This is a genomic window from Tateyamaria omphalii, from assembly GCF_019802125.1.
Classification (GTDB): domain Bacteria; phylum Pseudomonadota; class Alphaproteobacteria; order Rhodobacterales; family Rhodobacteraceae; genus Tateyamaria; species Tateyamaria omphalii_B.
The window spans coordinates 1,311,584-1,332,420 of record NZ_JAHVHT010000001.1 but is presented as its reverse complement, the minus strand read 5'-3'; the positions used below and the strand labels follow the sequence as shown (position 1 = coordinate 1,332,420).

The 20,837-nt window shown below is 63.0% G+C and carries 20 protein-coding genes; 13 read left to right on the top strand and 7 right to left on the bottom strand.

Features of this window, described 5'->3' with window-relative positions:
• The first annotated feature begins 66 nt into the window (after positions 1-66).
• The 3 genes from purM to rnd all read left to right on the top strand — a co-directional run bounded on the left by purM (position 67) and on the right by rnd (position 2,927).
• The gene (purM, locus tag KUV51_RS06660) at positions 67-1,113 is read left to right on the top strand and encodes a phosphoribosylformylglycinamidine cyclo-ligase (protein ID WP_222520776.1); all 1,047 of its coding nucleotides are present in this window, start codon (positions 67-69) and stop codon (positions 1,111-1,113) included.
• Positions 1,110-1,700 (top strand): phosphoribosylglycinamide formyltransferase, encoded by a 591-nt coding sequence (purN, locus tag KUV51_RS06655; protein ID WP_222520775.1) that lies wholly within the window; start codon positions 1,110-1,112, stop codon positions 1,698-1,700. The genes purM and purN overlap by 4 nt, the downstream gene beginning before the upstream one ends.
• 66 nt (positions 1,701-1,766) lie before the next feature.
• Positions 1,767-2,927: a ribonuclease D gene (gene rnd / locus KUV51_RS06650; RefSeq protein WP_222520774.1), complete on the top strand. Its 1,161-nt coding sequence runs from the start codon at positions 1,767-1,769 to the stop codon at positions 2,925-2,927.
• Between the two features lie 9 nt (positions 2,928-2,936).
• Here rnd and KUV51_RS06645 read toward each other — a convergent pair whose 3' ends face one another.
• Positions 2,937-3,470 (bottom strand): hypothetical protein, encoded by a 534-nt coding sequence (locus KUV51_RS06645; RefSeq protein ID WP_222520773.1) that lies wholly within the window; start codon positions 3,468-3,470, stop codon positions 2,937-2,939.
• 136 nt (positions 3,471-3,606) lie between these two features.
• On the opposite strand from KUV51_RS06645, the gene KUV51_RS06640 reads away from it, so the two are divergent.
• The gene (locus tag KUV51_RS06640) at positions 3,607-4,011 is read left to right on the top strand and encodes a SufE family protein (RefSeq protein WP_222520772.1); all 405 of its coding nucleotides are present in this window, start codon (positions 3,607-3,609) and stop codon (positions 4,009-4,011) included.
• A 96-nt stretch (positions 4,012-4,107) separates the two neighbouring features.
• Here KUV51_RS06640 and KUV51_RS06635 read toward each other — a convergent pair whose 3' ends face one another.
• Genes KUV51_RS06635 through KUV51_RS06625 form a run of 3 tightly spaced genes read right to left on the bottom strand, consistent with a single transcriptional unit; the run spans position 4,108 to position 6,006 of the window.
• Positions 4,108-4,740 carry a DUF1638 domain-containing protein gene (locus KUV51_RS06635; protein ID WP_222520771.1) on the bottom strand — a complete coding sequence of 211 codons (633 nt, stop codon included), beginning with the start codon at positions 4,738-4,740 and terminating at the stop codon, positions 4,108-4,110.
• The gene (locus tag KUV51_RS06630; RefSeq protein ID WP_222520770.1) at positions 4,731-5,276 is read right to left on the bottom strand and encodes a thioredoxin family protein; all 546 of its coding nucleotides are present in this window, start codon (positions 5,274-5,276) and stop codon (positions 4,731-4,733) included. The genes KUV51_RS06635 and KUV51_RS06630 overlap by 10 nt, the downstream gene beginning before the upstream one ends.
• Before the next feature lie 28 nt (positions 5,277-5,304).
• Complete coding sequence (locus tag KUV51_RS06625) at positions 5,305-6,006, bottom strand: corrinoid protein (protein ID WP_222520769.1); 702 nt, start codon at positions 6,004-6,006, stop codon at positions 5,305-5,307.
• Between the two features lie 207 nt (positions 6,007-6,213).
• Between KUV51_RS06625 and KUV51_RS06620 the strand changes: the two genes are divergently transcribed.
• Positions 6,214-7,290 carry a PA0069 family radical SAM protein gene (locus tag KUV51_RS06620; protein ID WP_222521271.1) on the top strand — a complete coding sequence of 359 codons (1,077 nt, stop codon included), beginning with the start codon at positions 6,214-6,216 and terminating at the stop codon, positions 7,288-7,290.
• Here KUV51_RS06620 and bmt read toward each other — a convergent pair.
• The 3 genes from bmt to KUV51_RS06605 all read right to left on the bottom strand — a co-directional run bounded on the left by bmt (position 7,287) and on the right by KUV51_RS06605 (position 10,706).
• On the bottom strand, positions 7,287-8,309 hold the full coding sequence (gene bmt / locus KUV51_RS06615) for a betaine--homocysteine S-methyltransferase (protein WP_222520768.1): 1,023 nt from the start codon (positions 8,307-8,309) through the stop codon (positions 7,287-7,289). The genes KUV51_RS06620 and bmt overlap by 4 nt on opposite strands.
• Positions 8,310-8,348: 39 nt before the next feature.
• Positions 8,349-10,223 (bottom strand): phosphatidylglycerol lysyltransferase domain-containing protein, encoded by a 1,875-nt coding sequence (locus KUV51_RS06610; RefSeq protein WP_222520767.1) that lies wholly within the window; start codon positions 10,221-10,223, stop codon positions 8,349-8,351.
• A 165-nt stretch (positions 10,224-10,388) separates the two neighbouring features.
• Positions 10,389-10,706, bottom strand: coding sequence for a DUF1476 domain-containing protein (locus KUV51_RS06605; protein ID WP_222520766.1), 318 nt, complete (start codon positions 10,704-10,706; stop codon positions 10,389-10,391).
• A gap of 149 nt (positions 10,707-10,855) precedes the next feature.
• Between KUV51_RS06605 and purC the strand changes: the two genes are divergently transcribed.
• The 8 genes from purC to KUV51_RS06565 all read left to right on the top strand — a co-directional run bounded on the left by purC (position 10,856) and on the right by KUV51_RS06565 (position 20,835).
• Positions 10,856-11,617 (top strand): phosphoribosylaminoimidazolesuccinocarboxamide synthase, encoded by a 762-nt coding sequence (gene purC, locus KUV51_RS06600; RefSeq protein ID WP_147104752.1) that lies wholly within the window; start codon positions 10,856-10,858, stop codon positions 11,615-11,617.
• A gap of 14 nt (positions 11,618-11,631) precedes the next feature.
• Complete coding sequence (gene purS, locus KUV51_RS06595; RefSeq protein ID WP_039687109.1) at positions 11,632-11,862, top strand: phosphoribosylformylglycinamidine synthase subunit PurS; 231 nt, start codon at positions 11,632-11,634, stop codon at positions 11,860-11,862.
• Between the two features lie 127 nt (positions 11,863-11,989).
• The gene (gene purQ, locus KUV51_RS06590; protein WP_222520765.1) at positions 11,990-12,658 is read left to right on the top strand and encodes a phosphoribosylformylglycinamidine synthase subunit PurQ; all 669 of its coding nucleotides are present in this window, start codon (positions 11,990-11,992) and stop codon (positions 12,656-12,658) included.
• A gap of 37 nt (positions 12,659-12,695) precedes the next feature.
• Complete coding sequence (locus tag KUV51_RS06585) at positions 12,696-14,477, top strand: ATP-binding protein (protein ID WP_222520764.1); 1,782 nt, start codon at positions 12,696-12,698, stop codon at positions 14,475-14,477.
• 19 nt (positions 14,478-14,496) lie between these two features.
• Positions 14,497-15,831 (top strand): sigma-54-dependent transcriptional regulator, encoded by a 1,335-nt coding sequence (locus KUV51_RS06580; protein ID WP_222520763.1) that lies wholly within the window; start codon positions 14,497-14,499, stop codon positions 15,829-15,831.
• Between the two features lie 111 nt (positions 15,832-15,942).
• Entirely contained in the window at positions 15,943-16,620 is a 678-nt protein-coding gene (locus KUV51_RS06575) for an HAD family hydrolase (RefSeq protein WP_222520762.1), read from the top strand.
• Between the two features lie 72 nt (positions 16,621-16,692).
• Positions 16,693-17,496, top strand: a complete 804-nt coding sequence (locus KUV51_RS06570) for an endonuclease/exonuclease/phosphatase family protein (RefSeq protein WP_222520761.1) — start codon at positions 16,693-16,695, stop codon at positions 17,494-17,496.
• A 498-nt stretch (positions 17,497-17,994) separates the two neighbouring features.
• The gene (locus KUV51_RS06565; protein WP_222520760.1) at positions 17,995-20,835 is read left to right on the top strand and encodes a ribonuclease E/G; all 2,841 of its coding nucleotides are present in this window, start codon (positions 17,995-17,997) and stop codon (positions 20,833-20,835) included.
• The last annotated feature ends 2 nt before the right edge of the window (positions 20,836-20,837 follow it).

The following is a 20,837-nucleotide window of genomic DNA, read 5'->3' as shown; positions in this document are numbered from 1 at the left end:
AAGACGTCCGTTGCGCCCAAAGCGCAACTGGTCTAGCAGGTGCGCAACCAGCGGACGGGGACAGCGATGGCGCAGGGCAAGAACGGGATGACATACGCCGATGCGGGCGTGGATATCGACGCGGGCAACGCGCTTGTGGATCGGATCAAACCGGCCGCTGCAGCCACGAAACGGCCTGGTGTCGCTTCGGGCCTTGGCGGGTTTGGCGGGCTTTTTGACCTTAAGGCGGCGGGCTTTGTCGATCCGGTTCTGGTCGCGGCGACCGACGGCGTGGGCACCAAGCTGCGGATTGCTATCGACACTGGCAACGTGGACGGCGTGGGTGTCGATCTGGTTGCCATGTGCGTCAACGATCTGGTCTGCCAGGGGGCCGAACCGCTGTTTTTCCTCGACTATTTCGCCACCGGCAAGCTGGAGCTTGATCAGGCCGCGCGCATCATCGAAGGGATCGCGCGAGGCTGTGAAGCCTCCGGCTGCGCCCTGATCGGCGGCGAGACGGCGGAGATGCCCGGCATGTATCCGGCAGGCGACTTCGACCTTGCAGGATTTTCGGTCGGCGCGATGGAGCGGGGCACGGCCCTGCCAGCGGATGTGAGCGAAGGCGATGTCCTCTTGGGCCTTGCGTCCGATGGGGTCCATTCCAACGGCTATTCGCTCGTGCGCAAGATTGTCGACGCCTCGGGCCTTGGCTGGGACGACGCATGCCCATGGGGCGAGAGCACGCTTGGCGCGGCTTTGCTGACGCCTACACGGCTCTACGTCAAGGCCGCGCTGGCTGCGATCAAGGCAGGCGGCGTGCACGGGTTTGCCCATATCACCGGGGGCGGGCTGACCGAGAACCTGCCGCGGGTGCTGCCCGACGGCTTGGGCGTGAGTGTCGATCTGGACACATGGACGCTGCCACCAGTGTTCCAGTGGCTCGCGGCGCAGGGCGGAATGGATCAGGCCGAGATGCTCAAGACCTTCAATGCGGGCATCGGCATGGTCGTGGTTGCGGACCCGGCGTCCGAAGCCGAAGTGACCGCCGCATTGCACGCCGAAGGCCAGACCGTCACGCGGATCGGCGCGGTCGGTGCGGGGCAGGGCGTCACGTATTCGGGTTCCCTTCTTTGAAGAAACGGGTCGGGATTTTCGTTTCGGGCGGCGGCTCGAACATGCGGGCGCTGGTCGAGGATATGGATGCCGCGCACCCGGCAGAGCCCATCATCGTTCTGTCGAACAACGGACAGGCGGGCGGCATCGCCTGGGCGCGAGACGCGGGGCTTGCCACTGCGGTCGTCGACCATCGCCCCTTTGGCCGCGACCGTGCGGCCTTCGAGGCCGCGATCACCGAGGCGCTCTTGCCCCACGATCTCGACCTGATCTGCCTAGCCGGGTTCATGCGCGTGCTGACGGCGGGTTTCGTCACGCCGTGGCGTGACCGGATGCTGAATATCCATCCCTCACTCTTGCCAAAATACCGCGGTCTTCACACCCACGCCCGCGCGCTCGAGGCAGGCGACAAGGAACATGGCTGTACGGTGCATCTGGTCACACCTGAACTGGATGATGGCCCGATTTTGGGTCAGGCGCGGGTGCCGGTGGAAGAGGGCGATACACCCGACGCACTTGCTGCCCGCGTTCTGGTGCAGGAACACAAATTGTACCCGGCAGTGCTGCGCCGCTTCGCAGCCGGAGAGCGTGCACCCCTGATGCTCTAGCCATGTCCGGCGAGTTGGTGTAGGACCAAACAACCAGACGGTGAAAAGCAACAAAAAGAACCGCATATGAGAACCATCACGACAACGGATGCGCTGGCCGAATTCTGTACCCAGGCCCGCGCGCACCCGTATGTGACCGTGGATACCGAGTTCCTGCGCGAACGCACGTATTACTCCAAACTTTGCCTTGTGCAGCTTGCCATGCCCGGCAACGGCGACGACAGTGCCGTGCTGGTGGACCCGCTGGCAAACAACCTGTCGCTTGAGCCGCTCTACGAGCTTTTCCGCGACACGTCCGTGGTCAAGGTGTTCCACGCCGCGCGCCAGGACCTCGAGATTTTCTATGTCGACGCGCAGGTCTTTCCCGAGCCGCTCTTTGACACGCAGGTGGCCGCCATGGTCTGCGGCTTTGGTGAGCAGGTCGGCTACGAGACATTAGTGCGCAAGATCGCCAAGCAGTCGCTCGACAAGACCTCCCGCTTTACCGACTGGTCCCGGCGGCCTCTGACGGACGCACAGAAAACCTATGCCGTCGCGGACGTCACGCATCTGCGCCAGATCTACGAATTCCTGTCGGCCAAGCTGAACGACAGCGGGCGGGCCCGCTGGGTCTCGGAAGAGCTGCAGACGCTGCTCAGCCCCGACACATACATCATCCAGCCGGAAGAGGCCTGGAAGCGGGTAAAGACACGCACCAATTCCGCGCGCTTCCTGGCCGTGGTCAAGGAGCTGGCCGCGTTTCGCGAGACGCACGCACAGTCCCGCAACGTGCCGCGCAACCGTGTGTTCAAGGACGATGCGCTGGTCGAGCTGGCCAGCAACAAGCCCAAATCCTACGAAGACCTCGGTCGTTCCCGCCTGCTTCTGCGCGAAGCGCGCAAGGGCGACATTGCGGACGGCATCCTCAAGGCGGTGAAGCGCGGGGTCGATATGGATCCCGACGTCATGCCGCGCCCGGACAGGTCCCGCGAAAAGCTGCAGGTGAACCCGGCACTTGCCGACCTGTTGCGCGTTCTGCTCAAGGCCAAGACCGAAAGCGCGGGCGTGGCGGCCAAGCTGATCGCGTCGGCGGCGGATCTGGATGCGCTCGCTGCCGGGGTGCGGGACGTGCCCGCACTGCACGGGTGGCGGTCCGAGGTGTTCGGCACCGACGCATTGCGGCTCTGTGATGGGCAGGTGGCGTTGACGGCCAACGGGGCCGACGTTCAGATCATCCCGCTCGACTGACAGCCGGCTTTAACGACGGGTCGTGGTCTGCGCGTTGCGACGACCCTCGACCCGGATCACCCGGATCTCGGCCAGTTCCTGATCCGTCAGGCGGCGGGCTGCGGTGACGGTGCGCACCCGCTGGCTGAGCGTGCGCGTCGGGCGGTCGGTGTGGACGGCGCGCATCTGGTAGGTCAGAACGCCATCGACGGGCACATTCTCGTCGCTCTCGGTGGTCAGGCGCACGTCATAGGCACGATCTTCGTCCACGATGCCCGTCGCCCGCACGATCGCACCGCCAGGCACACGCTCGATCACCAGATCGGTCACTTGGTCGATGGGGGTGCCCACGTAGACCTGCGACTGTTCGCGCAGGTTGGAAAACAGGCCGGCACGGGTTGTCTCTGGAATGAGCGGGTTGGTCGCCGCGCGCGGATCGGGCTGCACCGGCTCGGACCGGCTGCCCCCGAACCAGTTGAACGGGTTCACCCGGCTGTCGCGCACCGCGCCGCAGGCCGACAGTGTCAGGGTGGCCACCAGAAGGGCTGGAAGGATCTTGGGCATCGTCCGCTCGCGTCTTTGCTTTTGGCAAGTTGGTAACGGAAGCCGCGCCCGTTGAAAAGCATCCTTTGCCGCTCTGGACCTTTGGGACGGGGGCGCATACGTCACAAGAAACACGATCACACCCGGGGGGCAACCGATGGCAACGCCGAGTTTCGAAGAGATTGTCGAGGATTTCGAGTTCCTTGAGGACTGGGAAGACCGCTATCGCTATGTCATCGAGCAGGGCAAGGCGATGGAGCCACTGCCTGATGCCCTGAAAGTGCCGGCGACAAAGGTTGACGGCTGCGCAAGCCAGGTCTGGTTGCACCCGCAGGTCGAGGATGGCGTGTTCCGCTTCGATGGCGAGAGCGATGCGATGATCGTGAAGGGGCTGATTGCAGTCCTGCGTCGGCTGTATAACGGTCTGACGCTCGCCGAAGTGCAGGCCGTGGATGCACGGGCCGAGATGGCGCGTTTGGGGTTGAATGACCACCTGTCGGCGCAGCGCTCAAATGGGTTGCGCGCGATGATTGAGCGGATCCAGTCCGTGGCCGCTGCCTGATCCAAAGGCCGCTGCGCGACACGATTCATTTTTTCTGACGAGGGGGCTGTCTGCCCCCTCGATCTCCCCCGATGGTATTTTCAGTCAGAAGAAGGACTAGAGCGCGCTCAGTGTCTTTTGCAGGTCGCCGTAGCCTGTGAAGCGGCGTTCGAATGTGAGGCCGAGCGTGTCTGCGGCAGTGCGAGCCTTTTCCGTGAGGGCCGGATCGTCTGTCTGGGCCTGATAGACAAGTTTTTCGTAATTGCCGAAATACATGTCCCGCAGCTCTGGGTGGCGGTCGAGGCCCATGGGTTTGATGATGAACGCCTCGAACTGGCGGACGAGAAAATCGGTCAGGTAGAAGGTGGTGATTTCACTTTCACTTTGCGCGGCAAAGCGTTCATTTCCTTCGAAAAAGCTGTAGCAATGCGGGCCTGCGATCATTTCGACGCCCATCTCTGCGCAGGCTGCCTGCAGCAGGCCCCCAGTACCGCAATCGGCATAGACGACAAAGATCGTGTCATAGGCGTCGCGGTGTTTCGCTACACTGTCGCGCACGGCTTGCGTGATCTTGTCGGGGTAGAGGTGGTATTTGGCGGGCAGGCAGGTCAGATCCATGTGGTCCCAGCCATTCATGGCCTTGAGGTCCAGGATTTCGCGCGCCAGGGCCCCGCAGGCAATCAGCAGGATGCGCCCCGTGCCTTTGGCGGCAAGCCCGTCTTCGGTCAGAGCCGCGTCGCTCAGCGCCATTTGATCGAACAGCCCATGCTGGGCGTCTGGTCGCGCGGGCCGACGCCCGTTTCGGCGATCTTGCGCATCGCATTCACCAGTTCCGGTGTGCGGTCACTGGCATTGCCCATGCGTGCGTCGTCCAGCCGTCCGCGGTATTGCAGCAGGCCGTCCGCGCTGAACCCGAAGAAATCCGGTGTGCACACGGCCCCATAGGCGCGTGCGACCGACTGGTCCTCGTCGATCAGGTAGGGAAAGCCGAACCCGTGTTTTTCGGCAAAGTCGGGCATTTTGTCCGGCGCATCCGCAGGGTAGGCGGTGTAGTCGTTGGCATTGATGGCGACGACGCCGATGCCTTCCGCCTGCAGGGTCCTGGCGTCCGATGCCAGCCGGTCGGCCAGGGCCACGACGTACGGACAGTGGTTACAGATAAATGCGACGAGAACCCCGTGTTTCCCTGATACATCGGTCAGACTGTGCATCTGCCCGTGAGCATCGGGCAGATTGAAGTCCGGGGCAGGATCGCCGAAATCGCAGCCGGGCGTTTTAAGCAGCATGTCGTCCTCCGTCAGGGGGGCGACAGGGTTATCCCGCCGCCAACTGGTTGTGTTTGCGCGCCACGAATTCCTTGGCCGTCTCGACCGCGACGGCGGCATCGCGGCAATAGGCGTCGGCACCAATAGCCTTGCCGAACTCTTCATTCAGGGGCGCGCCACCGACCAGAACGATATAGTCGTCGCGGATGCCCTGTTCGACCATCGTGTCGATCACAACTTTCATGTAGGGCATCGTGGTCGTGAGCAGAGCCGACATGCCAAGGATGTCGGGCCCTTCCTGTTCGATGGCCTCAAGATAGTTTTCGACGGGGTTGTTGATGCCCAGATCGACCACTTCGAACCCAGCGCCCTCCATCATCATTGACACCAGGTTCTTGCCGATGTCGTGGATGTCGCCCTTGACCGTGCCGATCACCATCTTGCCCACGCGTGGTGCGCCGGTTTCGGCCAGCAGCGGCTTCAGGATGGCCATGCCACCCTTCATCGCGTTGGCGGCCAGCAGCACCTCGGGGACAAAGAGGATGCCGTCGCGGAAGTCGTGGCCGACGATTGTCATCCCGCCGACCAGTGCCTTGGTCAAGATGTCATAGGGCTGCCAGCCCCGTTCCAGCAGGATGTTGACCCCTTCCTCGATCTCTTCCTTGAGACCGTCATAGAGGTCGTCAAACATCTGCTGGACCAGCTCTTCATCGTCGAGCTCGGACAGGATGATGTCGTCTTCTTCGGACATGGTGCAATCCTCATGCGTGGGTGCCGGACCCGGTGCCTATTTTCCAATGTATCGTTCAGAATGTCGCAGGCGGACTGTCCGAATTGCGACATGGCCCGCTTCTGGTGCGACGCGGGGCAGTGGTTTTTGTGTGCGATTGTATGCGCTTTGACGGGTGGGCGCGGCATGGCACTGGCAAATGTTCTTGTTGTGTTCTATATTCGGGTGATGAAACCCGACCTTCAGACCCGGACACCCAAGGCACGCGGTGCGGTGAGCAACACAGTCAGCCGTTACGACAGTGTCACCCGTCACGCGGAGGCCGACGGCTGGGACATTGACGAGGATTTGCCAACGCTGCGCACCGAGGTCAGCATCGAACGGCCGCGGTCGATCATCAGCTACAACCGCTCGCCCGATCTGCCTTTTGATCGGTCGATCAATCCCTATCGTGGCTGTGAGCACGGCTGTGTTTATTGCTTTGCGCGGCCCAGCCACGCCTATCTGGGCCTGTCGCCGGGACTGGATTTCGAGACGAAGCTGGTGGCGCGCCCCGACGCGCCGGAGGTCTTGCAAGCCGAGTTGGCGCGCAAGAGCTACCGCGTGGCGACCCTCGCCATCGGCACGAACACCGACCCGTACCAGCCTATCGACCGCGATCACGGCATCATGCGCGCCTGTCTCGAGGTGTTGGAGGAATGCCACCATCCCGTTGCCATTGTCACCAAAGGCACGCTGATCGAGCGGGATATCGACATCCTGGCCCGTATGGCACAACGCGGTCTGACGCGCGTGGGGATCTCGGTCACCACGCTCGATCCGAAACTTTCCCGCCAGATGGAGCCGCGTGCGCCCACGCCCGAAAGGCGGCTTGCAACCATCCGCAGGCTGACGCAGGCGGGTATTCCCGTGCGCGTCATGGCCTCGCCCATGGTGCCGGCGCTGACCGATCCCGAACTCGAAACGATCCTCGAAGCCGGCCGCGATGCAGGCGCCGACACGGCCAGCTGGATCATGCTGCGCCTCCCGCGCGAGGTCTCTCCGCTCTGGCAGGAATGGCTCGCCGTGCACTATCCCGACCGCGCGGGCCGCATCATGTCCAAGCTGCGCGACATGCATGGCGGGCGCGACTACGACGCGCGCTGGGGCCACCGCATGCGGGGGGAAGGGGCCTATGCCGAACTGGTGCAACATCGGTTCAAGATCGCGCTCAAACGCCTCGGGTTAAGGGAAACCGCACCGCCCATGCGCACGGACCTCTTCCGGCCCCCGCGCAAGGACAGCGCCCAACTCAGCCTGTTCTAGGCCGCACGGCGACCACGGCGCTTGCGCACGGGCCGCCCGCCGTCATCGCCGGTGCCATCGGTTTCGGAAGAAAACGCACCCAGGGCTGCCACGATCTGATCGAGCGTCGGGGCAAGGCCCACGGGCCGCTCATCTAGTGCGGCGCGCATCGTCTCGAGATGCGCAGGGGTCGTGCCGCAACAGCCGCCGATGATCCTGGCCCCGCAATTGCGGGCCATCTCGGCATAATCGGCCATCAATTCCGGCGTGCCGTCATAGTGAATATGCCCGTCGTGATACTTGGGAATGCCCGCATTGCCCTTGGCCACGATGGGCAGTTCGGTACCCGTCGCCGCAAAACCCAGAACCGTGCGCAGCAAATCCGACGCGCCCGTCCCGCAATTGGCACCAAAGGCAACAGGGGGAAACTCCAGACCCGCGACCAGAGACACCATGTCTGTGCTTGTCACACCCATCATGGTGCGACCGGCGGTGTCGAAACTCATGGTGCCAACCCAGGGCAACCCGGCCAGCGCAAACCCTTCGGCAGCGGCGGTGTACTCCTCGGGGGCCGAGATCGTCTCGAGCCAGCCGATATCCGCACCACCCGCCTTCAAACCGGCGGCGGTCTCGTGAAACATCTCGACGGCGTCGGCGTGGGTCAGACTGCCGACCGGTTCCATGATCTCCCCCGTCGGGCCAACGGATCCCGCCACCAACACCGTCCGGCCCGCCGCATCGGCCACCTCCCGGCCGATCTCGGCCGCGATCTTGCTGAGCTCAAAGGCGCGGTGGCCCGCATCATGCAGCTTCAACCGCGATGCATTCGCGCCAAAGGAGTTGGTCAGAAACACATCGCTGCCTGCGTCAACAGCGCCCCGATACAGGGCGCGGACCTTCGCAGGCTCCTCCTCGTTCCACAGCTCCGGCGCATCGCCCGACATCAGGCCCATGGCAAACAGGTTCGTGCCAGTGGCACCGTCAGCCAGCAACGTGCCTTTCTCGGTCAGCAGGTCGGTCAACGGATCGGAATTGGACATCGGGCATCACCTCTCGCGCGCGGGGAATGCCGTCATGTGTCATGCGACTGAACGTGAAGCCAGTTCATAATTCTCATCTTCTTGATGAGCAGGATTTGCATTGGCCGCGGGCAACGGGTCAGGCGCACGTATCGTGCGTGCGACATCGGCCAGTCCAAGGGCCAGCGCGGCCCAGGTCGGCGCGGCTGCATAGCGCGGCACCCAGCGCGGGGCGAAGGCAGATTTGAACTGACGCAGCCCGGTCCCGCCCGCCTGGATCACGGCACGTTCCGCCGCCCAACGCCAAATCGCCCGGTGCGGGTCGGGGCACGCTATGACCGAGGCGAGGCTGACACGGACGACACCGATCGCCTGCGCCTCTGTCAGCGCGCGATGCACCAGCGCGTGCATGGTGCCATCGGGTGCCGCCGCACCGTGGCGCATGATGTCCAAGCACCAATCCCTTGCGCCGCGATGAAAGGTGGCAAATGCGATCAGTTCGTTACCTGAATAAGCGCTCACAACCCATTGTTCAGAAACGTATTCAGGGCAGTATCGCCCCATGCTGCCACCACGTGCCCTGCCGCAGCGCGCCTGCCAGTCGATGTCAAGGCGTGCCGCCGCCCGCGCGTCCGGCAGCACCCCAGAGCGGAGCGTGATCCCAGCCTTGTCCGCCGCGCGCAGCTTGCGGCGCAAACGTCGCCGTGCCGGGCTGTCGATGTCATAATCGGCCAGGTCGATGACCGCATCATTGGCGATATGCAGAACGGCCCAGCGGGCCTGCTGCGCCACATGCGCCAGCCGCGCGCCGGACTTGTAGATCAGCGGCACACGTCCGTTTTCGCCTGCCAGTTGCTTCAGGCCGGACAAGGTGCCGGGCGATGCGGTCCTTGCATCCGTGAACATGGTTTCTGTCTGCGCGGTGCGCCAGATCGGCGCCTTGGTGCCAGCGGTGTGCTCAACCCGTCCACCGTTTTGGCGCAGGGCCTGTGCTTCGCTGCGCGGCATCTCGCTCCAGTTGGATGCTAGGGCCGCGCGCGGCGCCGGAACGGGCAGAGGGCGCAGCATCGCACCCATCGCAATACAGGCCGGCGCGGCGTAGTACACGACGCGAAAGGCCAATATGGCCGCTAGCACGCTTGCCTCCGCGCCGAGCGGCAGGGCGGACACCAGAACCAGTTCAAACGGCCCCACGCCGCCGGGCGTGTTCGACATCAACCCGCACCCCAGGGCCACCATGAACAGCGGCAAGAGCGCCGAAAACGCCATTGTGCCTGCGGGCAGCAAAACCCAAAGGGCCGCGGCCGCCAGCACCATGTCGACCATCGCCCACAGCAGGATCGCGCCAGACACGCGCAAGGTGGGCAGCGGGATATCGAATTTGCCCAGGCGCAGCATCGGATACCAGAAAAACAGGGCCGCACTCAGCGGCAGCAGGATCAACGCGGCCAACGACAGCGCCACGGTCCATGGCGGCGCGGGCAACAGCGCACAGATCACGCCAGTGACACAGGCCCAGGCCACCACGAATGTCAGCGATACGAATGTCGACAGTTTCAGGGCCTGACCAACGCCCATCTCCGGCAACATGCGCCAGCGCGCCAGCGCGCCGGAGAACAGACCAAAGCCGACGGTTTGTCCGATCGCGATGCCCACGGCCCCCGTGATCCGTCCGCGCCGTGCGCAGACGCCGGTGCCCAGGGTGCGGTGGGCCTGCACGTCATATTGCGCAACTGCGAAAAAACTGCCCGCTGTCAGCACCGCGGCGGCGATCCATTGCAGCGCCGAGATATCCGCAAGCTGACGGGGCAGGGTCGCGACCACCTCTATAGGTACCTGGCGGGCCAGAAGCATGGCGCAACCGGTCAGGATCAGGATGGGAAAGCTGATGCGCACCGCCGCCCGCGCGACGGTCACCGCCTGTGACCTGTGCATACTCGTGACCCCTTTTCCCGAACGCCCAAACCAACGGCTAGGGCGCAGTGGTAACTCAACTGTTAATGGGGCTTTGGCAAGTGCCGACAATGCAATTCAAAAGGGCGCCCATCCCGCACGATGCGCGCCCAGAATACATTAACTTCAACTGTCAGAATTTTGAAATCAATCAATTTCCTGCATCAGCTGTGCCTTGGCTTCGGCCATCAGTTCGGTCATCTTTGCGCGAATTGTCGCTTCATCGGATTTGGCACCCAGATCGCCGGACACCTTGCGATAGACATCCTCGTCGCCCGCTTCCTCAAAATCCGATTTGACCACTTCGCGGGCATAGTCGGCGGCCGCGTCGCCGGTCTTGCCCAGCAGGTCTGCGGCCCACAGGCCCAAGAGCTTGTTGCGGCGGGCCTCGGCCTTGAACTGCATCTCTGCATCGTGAGCGAATTTGTTTTCAAAGGCGTTTTCGCGTTCGTCAAAGGTGCTCATCGGCCCCCCCTTTTTGGCAATGTTTCCCTATCAGATAGGCAGGCACGGGCGCCCCATGCAACCCCATTGCTTGCGGCAATTGGGTCTATTGCTTATGAGGTGCGCAACAGCGGGCAGACTCAGCCGCCCGCAGATGCGAAAGGACGCCCATGGCGCGACGCAAGAAGATCTACGAGGGCAAGGCCAAGATTCTCTACGAAGGTCCCGAGCCCGGCACGATTGTCCAATATTTCAAAGATGATGCCACCGCCTTCAACGCCCAGAAAAAGGACGTGATCGAGGGCAAGGGCGTGCTGAACAACCGCCTGAGCGAGTTCTTCATGACCGGCCTTGGCCAGATCGGCGTGCCGACCCACTTCCTCAAGCGCCTCAACATGCGCGAGCAGCTGGTGCGATCCTGCGAGATCGTGCCGCTGGAAGTGATCGTGCGCAACTACGCAGCCGGCACCATGAGCGAGCGGTTGGGGATCGAAGAGGGCACGCAACTGCCCCGGCCCATCGTCGAGTACTGCTACAAGGACGACAAGCTGGGCGATCCGCTGGTCACCGAAGAGCATATCGCTGCTTTCGGCTGGGCCAGCCAGCAGGATATGGACGACATCCTGTCGCTGGCGCTGCGGGTCAACGATTTCCTGTCGGGCGTCATGCTTGCCGTTGGTATCCGGTTGGTGGACTTCAAGATCGAGATCGGGCGGATCTACGAGGGCGACTTCATGCGCCTTATCATTGCTGACGAGATCAGCCCCGACAGCTGCCGCCTGTGGGACATCGAGACGGGCCAGAAGCTCGACAAGGACGTGTTTCGCCGCGACCTCGGCAACCTGGCCGACGCCTATACAGAGGTGGCCCGGCGCCTGGGCGTGATGCCCAAGAATGCCGCCCCCATCACCAAACCGACCCTGATCAACTGAAGGACCCAGCCGAGATGAAAGCGACCGTGCATGTGATGCTCAAGAACGGGGTTCTGGACCCGCAGGGCGAGGCGGTGCGCCATGCTTTGGGAGCCCTGGGCTTTGACGGGGTCAACGGGGTGCGGCAGGGCAAGGTCATTGAACTGGACCTGGCCGACGGCACCAGCGAGGACGATGTGACCGCCATGTGCGAGAAGCTGTTGGCCAATACCGTGATTGAAAGCTACCGGGTGGAGATGGGGTGAGAAGTTCACAGATGTGAACGGTTAATGATGGGTTAAATCACTTTGAAACAGTGATTTATAAGTCATACTTCACCTCGATTTTTCTCCCAAATCTTGCCAGAACCTTAACGCTCAGGGAGTGCGTGACATGAAAGCTGCTGTTGTTGTCTTCCCCGGATCGAACTGCGACCGGGACCTGGCTGTTGCCTTTCGTGCCGCCGGGGCAGAGGTTGAAATGGTCTGGCACAAGGACACGGAACTGCCCGGGGGCATCGACATCGTTGGGGTTCCGGGGGGCTTTTCCTTTGGCGACTACCTGCGCTGTGGCGCCATCGCGGCGAACTCGCCCATCTGCAAGGCGGTGAAAGCCCACGCGGACAAGGGGGGCTATGTCTTTGGCGTGTGCAACGGCTTCCAGGTGCTGACGGAGACGGGCATCCTGCCGGGCGCGCTGCTGCGGAACGCGGGTCTGAAATACATCTGCAAGACCGTCGGCCTGCGGGTCGAGACCTCGCAATCGGCGTTCACCGAAGGCTACAATGCGGGCGATGTGGTCGACATTCCGATTGCACACCATGACGGCAACTATTTTGCGGATGATGCCACGCTCGATGCTCTTGAGAGCGAAGACCGGGTCGCTTTCCGCTACACCGACAATCCAAACGGATCGCAGCGTGACATCGCGGGTATTCTGTCGGAAAACCGCAAGGTTCTCGGGATGATGCCGCACCCGGAGCGGGCGGCGGATGCCGGCCATGGTGGAACGGACGGACAGGCGCTGTTCCGCGCAGTGGTCGGTCAGCTGACCTCAGCGTGACTTGAGCCGACACGGCCGAGGCCGTAGGGTTCCGGCCATGTCAGTTGCAGCGCGTAACAAGGAACCGAGAACGTCGACGACCAGTTGGCGTGTTCGGATCGCGTTGGTCGTTCTGACCATTGCGGCGGTGACAACCGTCTTTTTCACCAACAGGTTGCTGACCGACCGCTTTACCGAAACCACGCGCAACCGTGCCGAGCTTCGACTGGCGCTTTACTCCGGCAACCTGCTGAGCGAGCTGCGCCAAAGCCAGATCGTGCCGCAGCTTCTGGCCCGGGATCCCACGCTGATCGGGGCGTTGAACAGTCAGGATTACCAGCAATCGACCCAGCGCCTGATCTCGTTCGTGGAAGAGATCGGTGCGGCCAACCTGATCCTGCTGGACAGCGACGGGCGCACGGTGGCCGCGACGGACCGTAGTCGACTGGGGTCGAACCACCGCACGGCGTCCTATTTTATTGACGCATTGCGGTCAAACAACACCATTTTCACGGTGAGCGAGCGCGAAGCCGGTGGCTTTTCCTTCATCTACTCGCGGCGTGTGGCGGCGGGCGGCGATGTCTTGGGTGTCATTGCTGTCGAGGTCGATCTTCAGAAGTTCGAACGCGCCTGGGCGGGCATTTCGGCTGCCGTTCTCGTTACTGATAGCGAAGGCCGGATCATCATGGCGACAGAACCGCGATGGCGCGGTCGCACCGAAGAGGAGGCGTTGGCCCGCCAGACCCCGCAAAGTGCCATCGAACGTGCCATTCGGGCCACCGCTGATTGGACTGCGCTGCCGCCCGATGCCTATTTGCAGGGTGAAGGTGTGATGCGGCTCGAGGCGCGCATCCCTTTCCGCGGATGGCGGATGACGTCGTTCACCACATACGAATCCGTACGCGAGCGGGTGAACGGGGTCTTGGCCCTTGAAATCATGGGATTCGCCATTCTTTTGGCGCTCGCTTTTTATGCAATGAGCCGTCGGTCGGCCCTGCGCGTCGCCTTGTTTGCGCGAGAGTCGGCAGAGCTTCGCCACCTGAACATCCAGTTGCAGCGGGAAATCGCCGAGCGAAAACGGGTGCAGGAGGACCTTGCACAGGCCGAACAGACGCTGGAGCAATCGTCGAAACTGGCCGCTTTGGGCGAGATGTCGGCCGCCGTCAGTCACGAGCTGAACCAGCCACTGGCCGCGATGAAAACGTACCTTGCCGGGGCGCGGCTGCTGCTGCGCCGCAATCGCCCGGACGAGGCGCTGGTCAGCTTCGGGCGCATTGATGATCTGATCGAACGGATGGGTGCCATTACCCGCCAGCTCAAGTCCTATGCCCGCAAGGGGCAGGACGCGCTGAGCCCTGTAAACATGGGCGATGCGCTGGCGTCTAGTCTGTCGATGATGGAACCCCAATTGCGTCAGCGTCAGGTGCTGATCAACCGGGTTGTGCCCCCGGAACCCATCGAGGTCATGGGCGACCGGATGCGCATCGAACAGGTGATGGTGAACCTCTTGCGCAATGCCATCGATGCCACCAAGTCGGAACGCGAGCCGCAGGTCGACATCATCCTGTCCGCAGGTGAGACGGCCACCCTGACGGTGCGCGACAATGGTCCGGGGATCGAGGATTTGGACAGCCTGTTCGAGCCATTCTACACCACCAAGCAGCCCGGTGACGGGGTTGGTCTGGGCCTTGCCATCTCGTCCGGCATTGTGAACGATTTAGGCGGACGGCTCGTTGCCCGCAACGGACAGATGGGCGGCGCCGTATTTGAAATGCAGCTTCCGGTGCTCGGAGACGAGGACACGGAAGGTGACAACAACAAGATCAGCGCGGCGGAATAGAGACCCGCGAGGAGCATATATGACCCAAGCCATGAAGATTGCCATTGTCGATGACGAGCAGGACATGCGCCAATCCATCAGCCAGTGGCTGGCCCTGTCGGGCTATGACACCGAGACCTTTGCCAGCGCCGAGGACGCGCTGAAGGTGTTGGGGCCGGAATATCCCGGCATTGTCATTTCAGACATCAAGATGCCCGGCATGGACGGGATGCAGTTTTTGAAGAAACTGATGGGCAATGACAGTGCTTTGCCCGTCATCATGATCACGGGCCACGGGGATGTGCCCATGGCGGTTGAAGCCATGCGCGTGGGGGCCTTTGATTTCCTGGAAAAGCCGTTCAATCCCGACCGGATGAGCGAGCTGGCCAAGCGCGCCACCGGCGCGCGGCGGCTGACCATGGACAACCGCGCGCTGCGTCGCGAGTTGAGCGATGGCGGTCAGTTGATGAAGAAGCTGATCGGGCAAAGCCCGGTGATGGAGCGGTTGCGCGAGGATATTCTGGACCTCGGGCAGGCTGATGGCCATGTTTTGATCGATGGCGAGACGGGTACGGGCAAGACCCTTGTTGCTCACGCCTTGCATGCTGTAGGCAGCCGTGCTGGCAAGAAATTCGTGCTGGTGAGCTGTTCGGCTTGGGAAGAGGAAGCGCTGGCGAAGCGTCTGTTTGGACCGATGTTGCCCGAGGATTCGGCGCTGCCCGCCGTTGAAGAGGCCCGTGGCGGAACGCTTGTCCTTGAGGACATCGAGGCGCTGAGCGAGGCTTTGCAGGCGCGGTTGCTGTCTGTCATCAACGAGCAGGGGACCCCCGCCGAGACGCGCATTGTCGGCATCTGCAACATGCAGGAGGCGGGCAAGACCTGTGAGGATGCGTTGCGTCCCGATCTTTACTATCGTCTGGCCGCTTTGAAGATCACCGTGCCGCCGCTGCGTCAGCGGGGCGAGGACATTCTGACCCTGTTCACCCGTCTGAGCGATCAGTTTGCCGATGAATATGGCTGCGAGGCGCCCAAGGTGTCGGCGCAGGAAGCGGCCCAGCTGTTGCAGGCCCCGTGGCCGGGCAACGTGCGTCAGTTGATCAACATCGCCGAGCGGGCTGTTTTGCAGGCCCGTCGCGGCACCGGTTCCATCGCGTCCCTGTTGATGAACGATCACGAAGAGATGCAGCCCGTGATGACGACCGAGGGCAAGCCACTGAAGGAGTATGTGGAAGCGTTCGAGCGGATGCTGATCGACAACACGATGCGGCGTCACAAGGGCTCGATTGCCTCCGTCATGGAAGAGCTGTGTCTGCCGCGTCGGACGCTGAACGAGAAGATGGCGAAGTACGGGTTGCAGCGTTCGGACTACCTCTGACCCTTCTGTAACAGCCTGTTGGAACATGTGACCGCCGGTGCCCCCGGCGGTCATTTCATGTGGGGTGGGGCCGTGGCATGAGGGACGCATAGGTCCCAAGGAGATTTCATCATGCCCCCATATGCATACCTGTTTGATATGGATGGTCTGCTGCTCGACAGCGAGCGGATTTATGGCGCTGTGGCTCGGGACATTCTGGTGCCCTGGGGCTATGAGGCCGCGGCGGTGGATGCATTTTTCCTGACGATGGTGGGCTGTTCCGGGGCCGAGAGCGTGCGCCGGTTGGAAGCGTTCCTGAGGCCGGAGACGGATGTGCATGCCTTCAACGCCGCCTGGCACGCGGAAGTGGCCGTGCGGGTGGGCGCCGATGTGCCCTTGCGACCAACCGTGCGCGACAGTCTGGAGCGGCTCGTGGGGCAGGGCGCGCGGATGGCGGTTGTCACGTCGACCAACGGCGAGGCCGCGCGGCGGCACCTGGGGCGCGCTGGTTTGCTCGATCATTTCGAGGCCGTTCTGGGTGGTGATGAGGTGTCGGCGCGCAAGCCCGACCCCGCGCCGTATCGGGAGGCGGCCGCGGCCCTTGGCCTTGCGCCCGATCTGTGTGCCGCGTTCGAGGACAGTGATCGCGGGATCACTGCTGCGGTTCATGCGGGCTGCCGTGCGGTGCAGGTGCCGGATATGCGGCCACCGGACCTACCTCTGCCTGCGCTCGGGCAACTGGTCGCGCCCGATCTGGCAGCGGCGCTGGAGATGGTCGGGGCATTTGGTCAGCGCAGTGTTGCCGAATGATCCTTGCGCCCGGATCGCTTGCACAGGATCGTGCGCGGTGATTGGCTGAGCAGATATGATCCGGGATATGCCATGAAGATTGTCAGTCTGAATGCCTGGGGTGGGCAGGTCTGGGATGCGTTGCGGCCTTGGCTTTCAACGCTTGAGCCGGATGTTTTGTGCCTGCAGGAGGTCACACGTGCTCCGGTGCCCAGTCCGGAATGGCTTCGTTATGTTGATCCCTACCGCGATCTGGCGCAACGCGCCGATCTGTTTGGAGACGTCTCGGCGCTGCTGCCGGAGCACCAGGCGTTCTTTGCGCCGGCCACGCGCGGCACGTTGACGTATGACGCAGGCGAGGCCGTCCCGTCGGAGCATGGGCTGGGTCTGTGGGTCCGTCGCGGCATGGCTGTCACGCAGATTGTGCAGGACTTCGTGCATGGCAGCTACCGCGCCGACGGGTGGGGGGCGGAACCGGTGCCACGGACCATGCAGGTGGCGCGGGTGGCGGACCCGAGCCGCAACCGGGCTATCTGTGTCGGGCATTTCCACGGCCTTCGTGATCCGAACGGCAAGGGCGATACGCCAGCGCGGGAGGCGCAGACGACGCGTGCTGTCGCCCTGTTTCAACAGGTGTGGGACGGTGGGCCGCACGCCGTCCTGGCCGGAGATTTCAACATTTTGCCCGACAGTTCCGCCTTTCCCAGGTTCAGGCAGGCGGGGCTGCATGACCTGATCGCCTATCATGGCATCACCGACACCCGCACGGCACTTTACGAGAAGCCGCAGCGTTTTGCGGATTATATGCTCGTGTCCGATGGGTTGCTGTCAGCGGAGTTTGACGTTCCCGCACAGCCGGTGGTGTCGGATCACAGGCCCCTGATACTGCGGTTCTGAACAGGTCCGGTTTTCAGTGCGAAAACCGTGGGGAAACCGGCGCAGTTTGCCATGCGCGATGCGCCGTTTTCCGCGTCGGAAAACGGGCCGGAACATGCGTCATTTTCCGGTGACGGAGATTGCCCATTGTCATTTGCCACCCCTTGCTCTTATCTAGGGGTTGAAGCGCAAGGTGCAGGCGCACCGCTTCATGTGAGTTTCGCTGTTGATTGATCCGGGCAGGATCCCTGCCGCTTTCAACAGACCGATTGGGCCAGAAATGGCCACGAGTTGCTGACGCGGGCCGAGGCCTGGCGCAGCGTATGAACGGACACCGTGCGGCCACTCGTGCGTGTGTCGGAGAAGAACCGCGATGACGCGCGTGAGGACATCACTGATCCCGGCAGACGGCCCAACAGGCCCGATCTGCAGCGCGTCTCCAATCGCCCAGACAAGACACGCCCCCAACACTCTTGCGCCGCCTGGCGCGAGGCGCTTGGGCGCGCGCAATGGACTTTTATGGCTAAGAAAATGCTTATCGATGCCACCCACGCGGAAGAGACCCGCGTCGTGGTGGTGGACGGAAACAAGGTTGAGGAGTTCGACTTTGAATCCGAAAACAAGCGCCAGCTTGCTGGCAACATCTATCTCGCAAAAGTAACACGGGTCGAGCCGTCGCTGCAGGCGGCGTTTGTGGACTATGGTGGCAATCGCCACGGTTTCCTTGCGTTCTCGGAAATCCACCCGGACTACTACCAGATCCCCGTCGCCGACCGTGAGGCGCTGATGGAGGAAGAGCGCGCCTATGCCGAGGCGATGAAGGCGCGCGACGAAGAAGAGGAAAAACCCAAATCCACGCGCAGCCGCTCGTCCCGTTCCCGGTCCAAGGCGTCGAAGGCCGCTGACACCGATGCCAAGGTCACGACCGAGATCGAGGGGATGGAAACCATCGACCTTGATGCCGACGCCGAGGCTGGCGCCGATGTGACCGTGCCCGAGGGCGAGGCCGCATCCCCCATGGAGACGGTCAAGGAAACCCCGGTAGAGACGCCGAAATCCGACGAGGAGGTGGCCGAGGCCGATGCGGAGGCACCGGCAGAGGGCGAAGATGCACCAGCTGATGTAGCCTCTGTCTCCGAGGAGGCGTCTGCGGACGGTGATGCGGCGCCGGTCGAGGATGCCGATGCCAAGGGCGAAGAAGCCCCGGAAGACGACGCGTCCGATGACGAAGAGGACGAGGTCAAGGCAAAGGGTGCGGATGCGACATCGAAGGATGACAGCATCGAATCCGTGGCCGACGAGGATGACAGCGAGGACATCCGTCCGCCGCGCAAACCGCGCCCGCGTCGTTACAAGATCCAGGAGGTCATCAAGGTTCGCCAGATCCTGCTGGTCCAGGTCGTCAAGGAAGAGCGTGGCAACAAGGGTGCTGCGCTGACCACCTATCTGTCGCTTGCTGGTCGCTACTGTGTGCTGATGCCGAACACCGCCCGCGGCGGCGGCATCTCCCGCAAGATCACCAATGCCACGGACCGCAAGAAGCTGAAGGAAATCGCCAACGAGATCGAGGTGCCGCAGGGTGCGGGTCTGATCGTGCGCACCGCCGGTGCCAAGCGGACCAAGGCGGAGATCAAGCGCGACTACGAGTACCTGCAGCGGTTGTGGGAGCAGATCCGCGAGTTGACGTTGAAGTCGATTGCGCCTGCGAAGATTTATGAAGAGGGCGACCTGATCAAACGGTCGATCCGTGACCTCTATAACCGCGAGATCGACGAGGTGTTTGTCGAGGGCGAGCGCGGCTACCGCATCGCCAAGGACTTCATGAAGATGATCATGCCGTCCCACGCCAAGAACGTGAAACAGTATCAGGACGCTCTGCCGCTGTTCGCGCGCTACCAGGTCGAGACGTATTTGGCGGGCATGTTCAACCCAACCGTTCAGTTGAAGTCAGGTGGTTACATCGTGATCGGTGTAACTGAGGCGCTGGTGGCCATCGACGTGAACTCGGGCCGCGCGACCAAGGAAGGGTCGATCGAAGAGACGGCGCTGAAGACAAACCTGGAGGCCGCCGACGAAGTGGCGCGTCAGTTGCGGTTGCGTGACCTGGCCGGTCTGATCGTCATCGACTTCATCGACATGGACGAGCGCAAGAACAATTCGGCCGTTGAAAAGCGGATGAAGGATCGGTTGAAGACCGACCGTGCCCGCATCCAGGTGGGCCGGATTTCCGGCTTTGGCCTGATGGAGATGAGCCGCCAGCGTCTGCGCCCCGGTATGATCGAGGCCACGACCCAGCCTTGTCAGGCGTGCCACGGCACCGGTTTGATCCGGTCGGATGACAACCTGGCCCTGTCCATTCTCCGCCAGATCGAGGAGGAGGGCACCCGTCGCCGGTCGCGCGAGGTGCTGATCAAGGCGCCTGTGGGCATCGCAAACTTCCTGATGAACCAGAAGCGCGAGCATATAGCGCAGATCGAGGGCCGCTACGGTCTGTCTGTCCGCATCGAGGGCGACCCGCATCTGGTGAGCCCCGACTTCTCGCTTGAGAAGTTCAAGACGGCGACCCGCGTGGTGAAGGCGGTCGATATGCCCGTCGTGTCTGTCGATACGTCCATCATGGATCAGGTGGATGAGGACGAGGATTCCGTCGCCGAGGCCCCCGAGGCACCTGCGTCCGAGGACGGTGAACCCAAGCCGAAGCGCCGCCGTCGTCGGCGTCGTAGCCGGAGCCGGAGCAAGTCGTCGAGCACGGAGACCGCCGAGGCGGCGACAGAGCAGGCCGAGGTGGAGGCGTCGGAGGCGTCTGATACGGAAACGGCACATGCCGAACCTCAAAGCGACGCGACGGAGGCTGCGGAGGCGGCGAATACGGACGCTGCAACCGAGCCCGGCGAGGACGCGCCGAAGAAGACCACGCGCAGCAGCAGCAGCAGCCGGACCCGGAGTACCAGCAGCCGGTTGACGCGATCGCGCAGTGCCTCGTCGACCAAGGCAAAGACGGAAGAGGTCGTGGACGCCCCGGCAGAGGCGAAAGACGACGACGGCGCTTCGGCGGAACCTGCTGAGACCGAGGCCGAGGCCGCGCCGAAAAAGACAACCCGTTCGACCCGCTCACGCAGCACCAGCACCCGGTCCAAGACCACCAAGACGGAAGAACCGGCCCCTGTTTCGGCGGAGGCCAGCACAGACGATGTGGCGGTGGTTGCGACGGAGCCGACGAGCGTGCCGGACGCGGCACCGGAGCCTGCTTCAGCCGAAGAGGCAAAGGTGCCCGAACCGGTGGCAGAGGAGGCGTCTGCACCCGCGCCCGACGAGCCGCCCAAGCCGAAAAAGCGCGGCTGGTGGTCGCTGGGCAAGTAGAA

Excerpts from the sequence above, each read along its gene's own strand:
- purM (WP_222520776.1), top strand. The coding sequence starts at position 67 with ATGGCGCAGGGCAAGAACGGGATGACATACGCCGATGCGGGCGTGGAT.
- rnd (WP_222520774.1), top strand. The coding sequence starts at position 1,767 with ATGAGAACCATCACGACAACGGATGCGCTGGCCGAATTCTGTACCCAG.
- KUV51_RS06645 (WP_222520773.1), bottom strand. The coding sequence starts at position 3,470 with ATGCCCAAGATCCTTCCAGCCCTTCTGGTGGCCACCCTGACACTGTCG.
- KUV51_RS06640 (WP_222520772.1), top strand. The coding sequence starts at position 3,607 with ATGGCAACGCCGAGTTTCGAAGAGATTGTCGAGGATTTCGAGTTCCTT.
- KUV51_RS06635 (WP_222520771.1), bottom strand. The coding sequence starts at position 4,740 with ATGGCGCTGAGCGACGCGGCTCTGACCGAAGACGGGCTTGCCGCCAAA.
- KUV51_RS06630 (WP_222520770.1), bottom strand. The coding sequence starts at position 5,276 with ATGCTGCTTAAAACGCCCGGCTGCGATTTCGGCGATCCTGCCCCGGAC.
- KUV51_RS06625 (WP_222520769.1), bottom strand. The coding sequence starts at position 6,006 with ATGTCCGAAGAAGACGACATCATCCTGTCCGAGCTCGACGATGAAGAG.
- KUV51_RS06620 (WP_222521271.1), top strand. The coding sequence starts at position 6,214 with ATGAAACCCGACCTTCAGACCCGGACACCCAAGGCACGCGGTGCGGTG.
- bmt (WP_222520768.1), bottom strand. The coding sequence starts at position 8,309 with ATGTCCAATTCCGATCCGTTGACCGACCTGCTGACCGAGAAAGGCACG.
- KUV51_RS06610 (WP_222520767.1), bottom strand. The coding sequence starts at position 10,223 with ATGCACAGGTCACAGGCGGTGACCGTCGCGCGGGCGGCGGTGCGCATC.
- KUV51_RS06605 (WP_222520766.1), bottom strand. The coding sequence starts at position 10,706 with ATGAGCACCTTTGACGAACGCGAAAACGCCTTTGAAAACAAATTCGCT.
- purC (WP_147104752.1), top strand. The coding sequence starts at position 10,856 with ATGGCGCGACGCAAGAAGATCTACGAGGGCAAGGCCAAGATTCTCTAC.
- purS (WP_039687109.1), top strand. The coding sequence starts at position 11,632 with ATGAAAGCGACCGTGCATGTGATGCTCAAGAACGGGGTTCTGGACCCG.
- purQ (WP_222520765.1), top strand. The coding sequence starts at position 11,990 with ATGAAAGCTGCTGTTGTTGTCTTCCCCGGATCGAACTGCGACCGGGAC.
- KUV51_RS06585 (WP_222520764.1), top strand. The coding sequence starts at position 12,696 with ATGTCAGTTGCAGCGCGTAACAAGGAACCGAGAACGTCGACGACCAGT.
- KUV51_RS06580 (WP_222520763.1), top strand. The coding sequence starts at position 14,497 with ATGACCCAAGCCATGAAGATTGCCATTGTCGATGACGAGCAGGACATG.
- KUV51_RS06575 (WP_222520762.1), top strand. The coding sequence starts at position 15,943 with ATGCCCCCATATGCATACCTGTTTGATATGGATGGTCTGCTGCTCGAC.
- KUV51_RS06570 (WP_222520761.1), top strand. The coding sequence starts at position 16,693 with ATGAAGATTGTCAGTCTGAATGCCTGGGGTGGGCAGGTCTGGGATGCG.
- KUV51_RS06565 (WP_222520760.1), top strand. The coding sequence starts at position 17,995 with ATGGCTAAGAAAATGCTTATCGATGCCACCCACGCGGAAGAGACCCGC.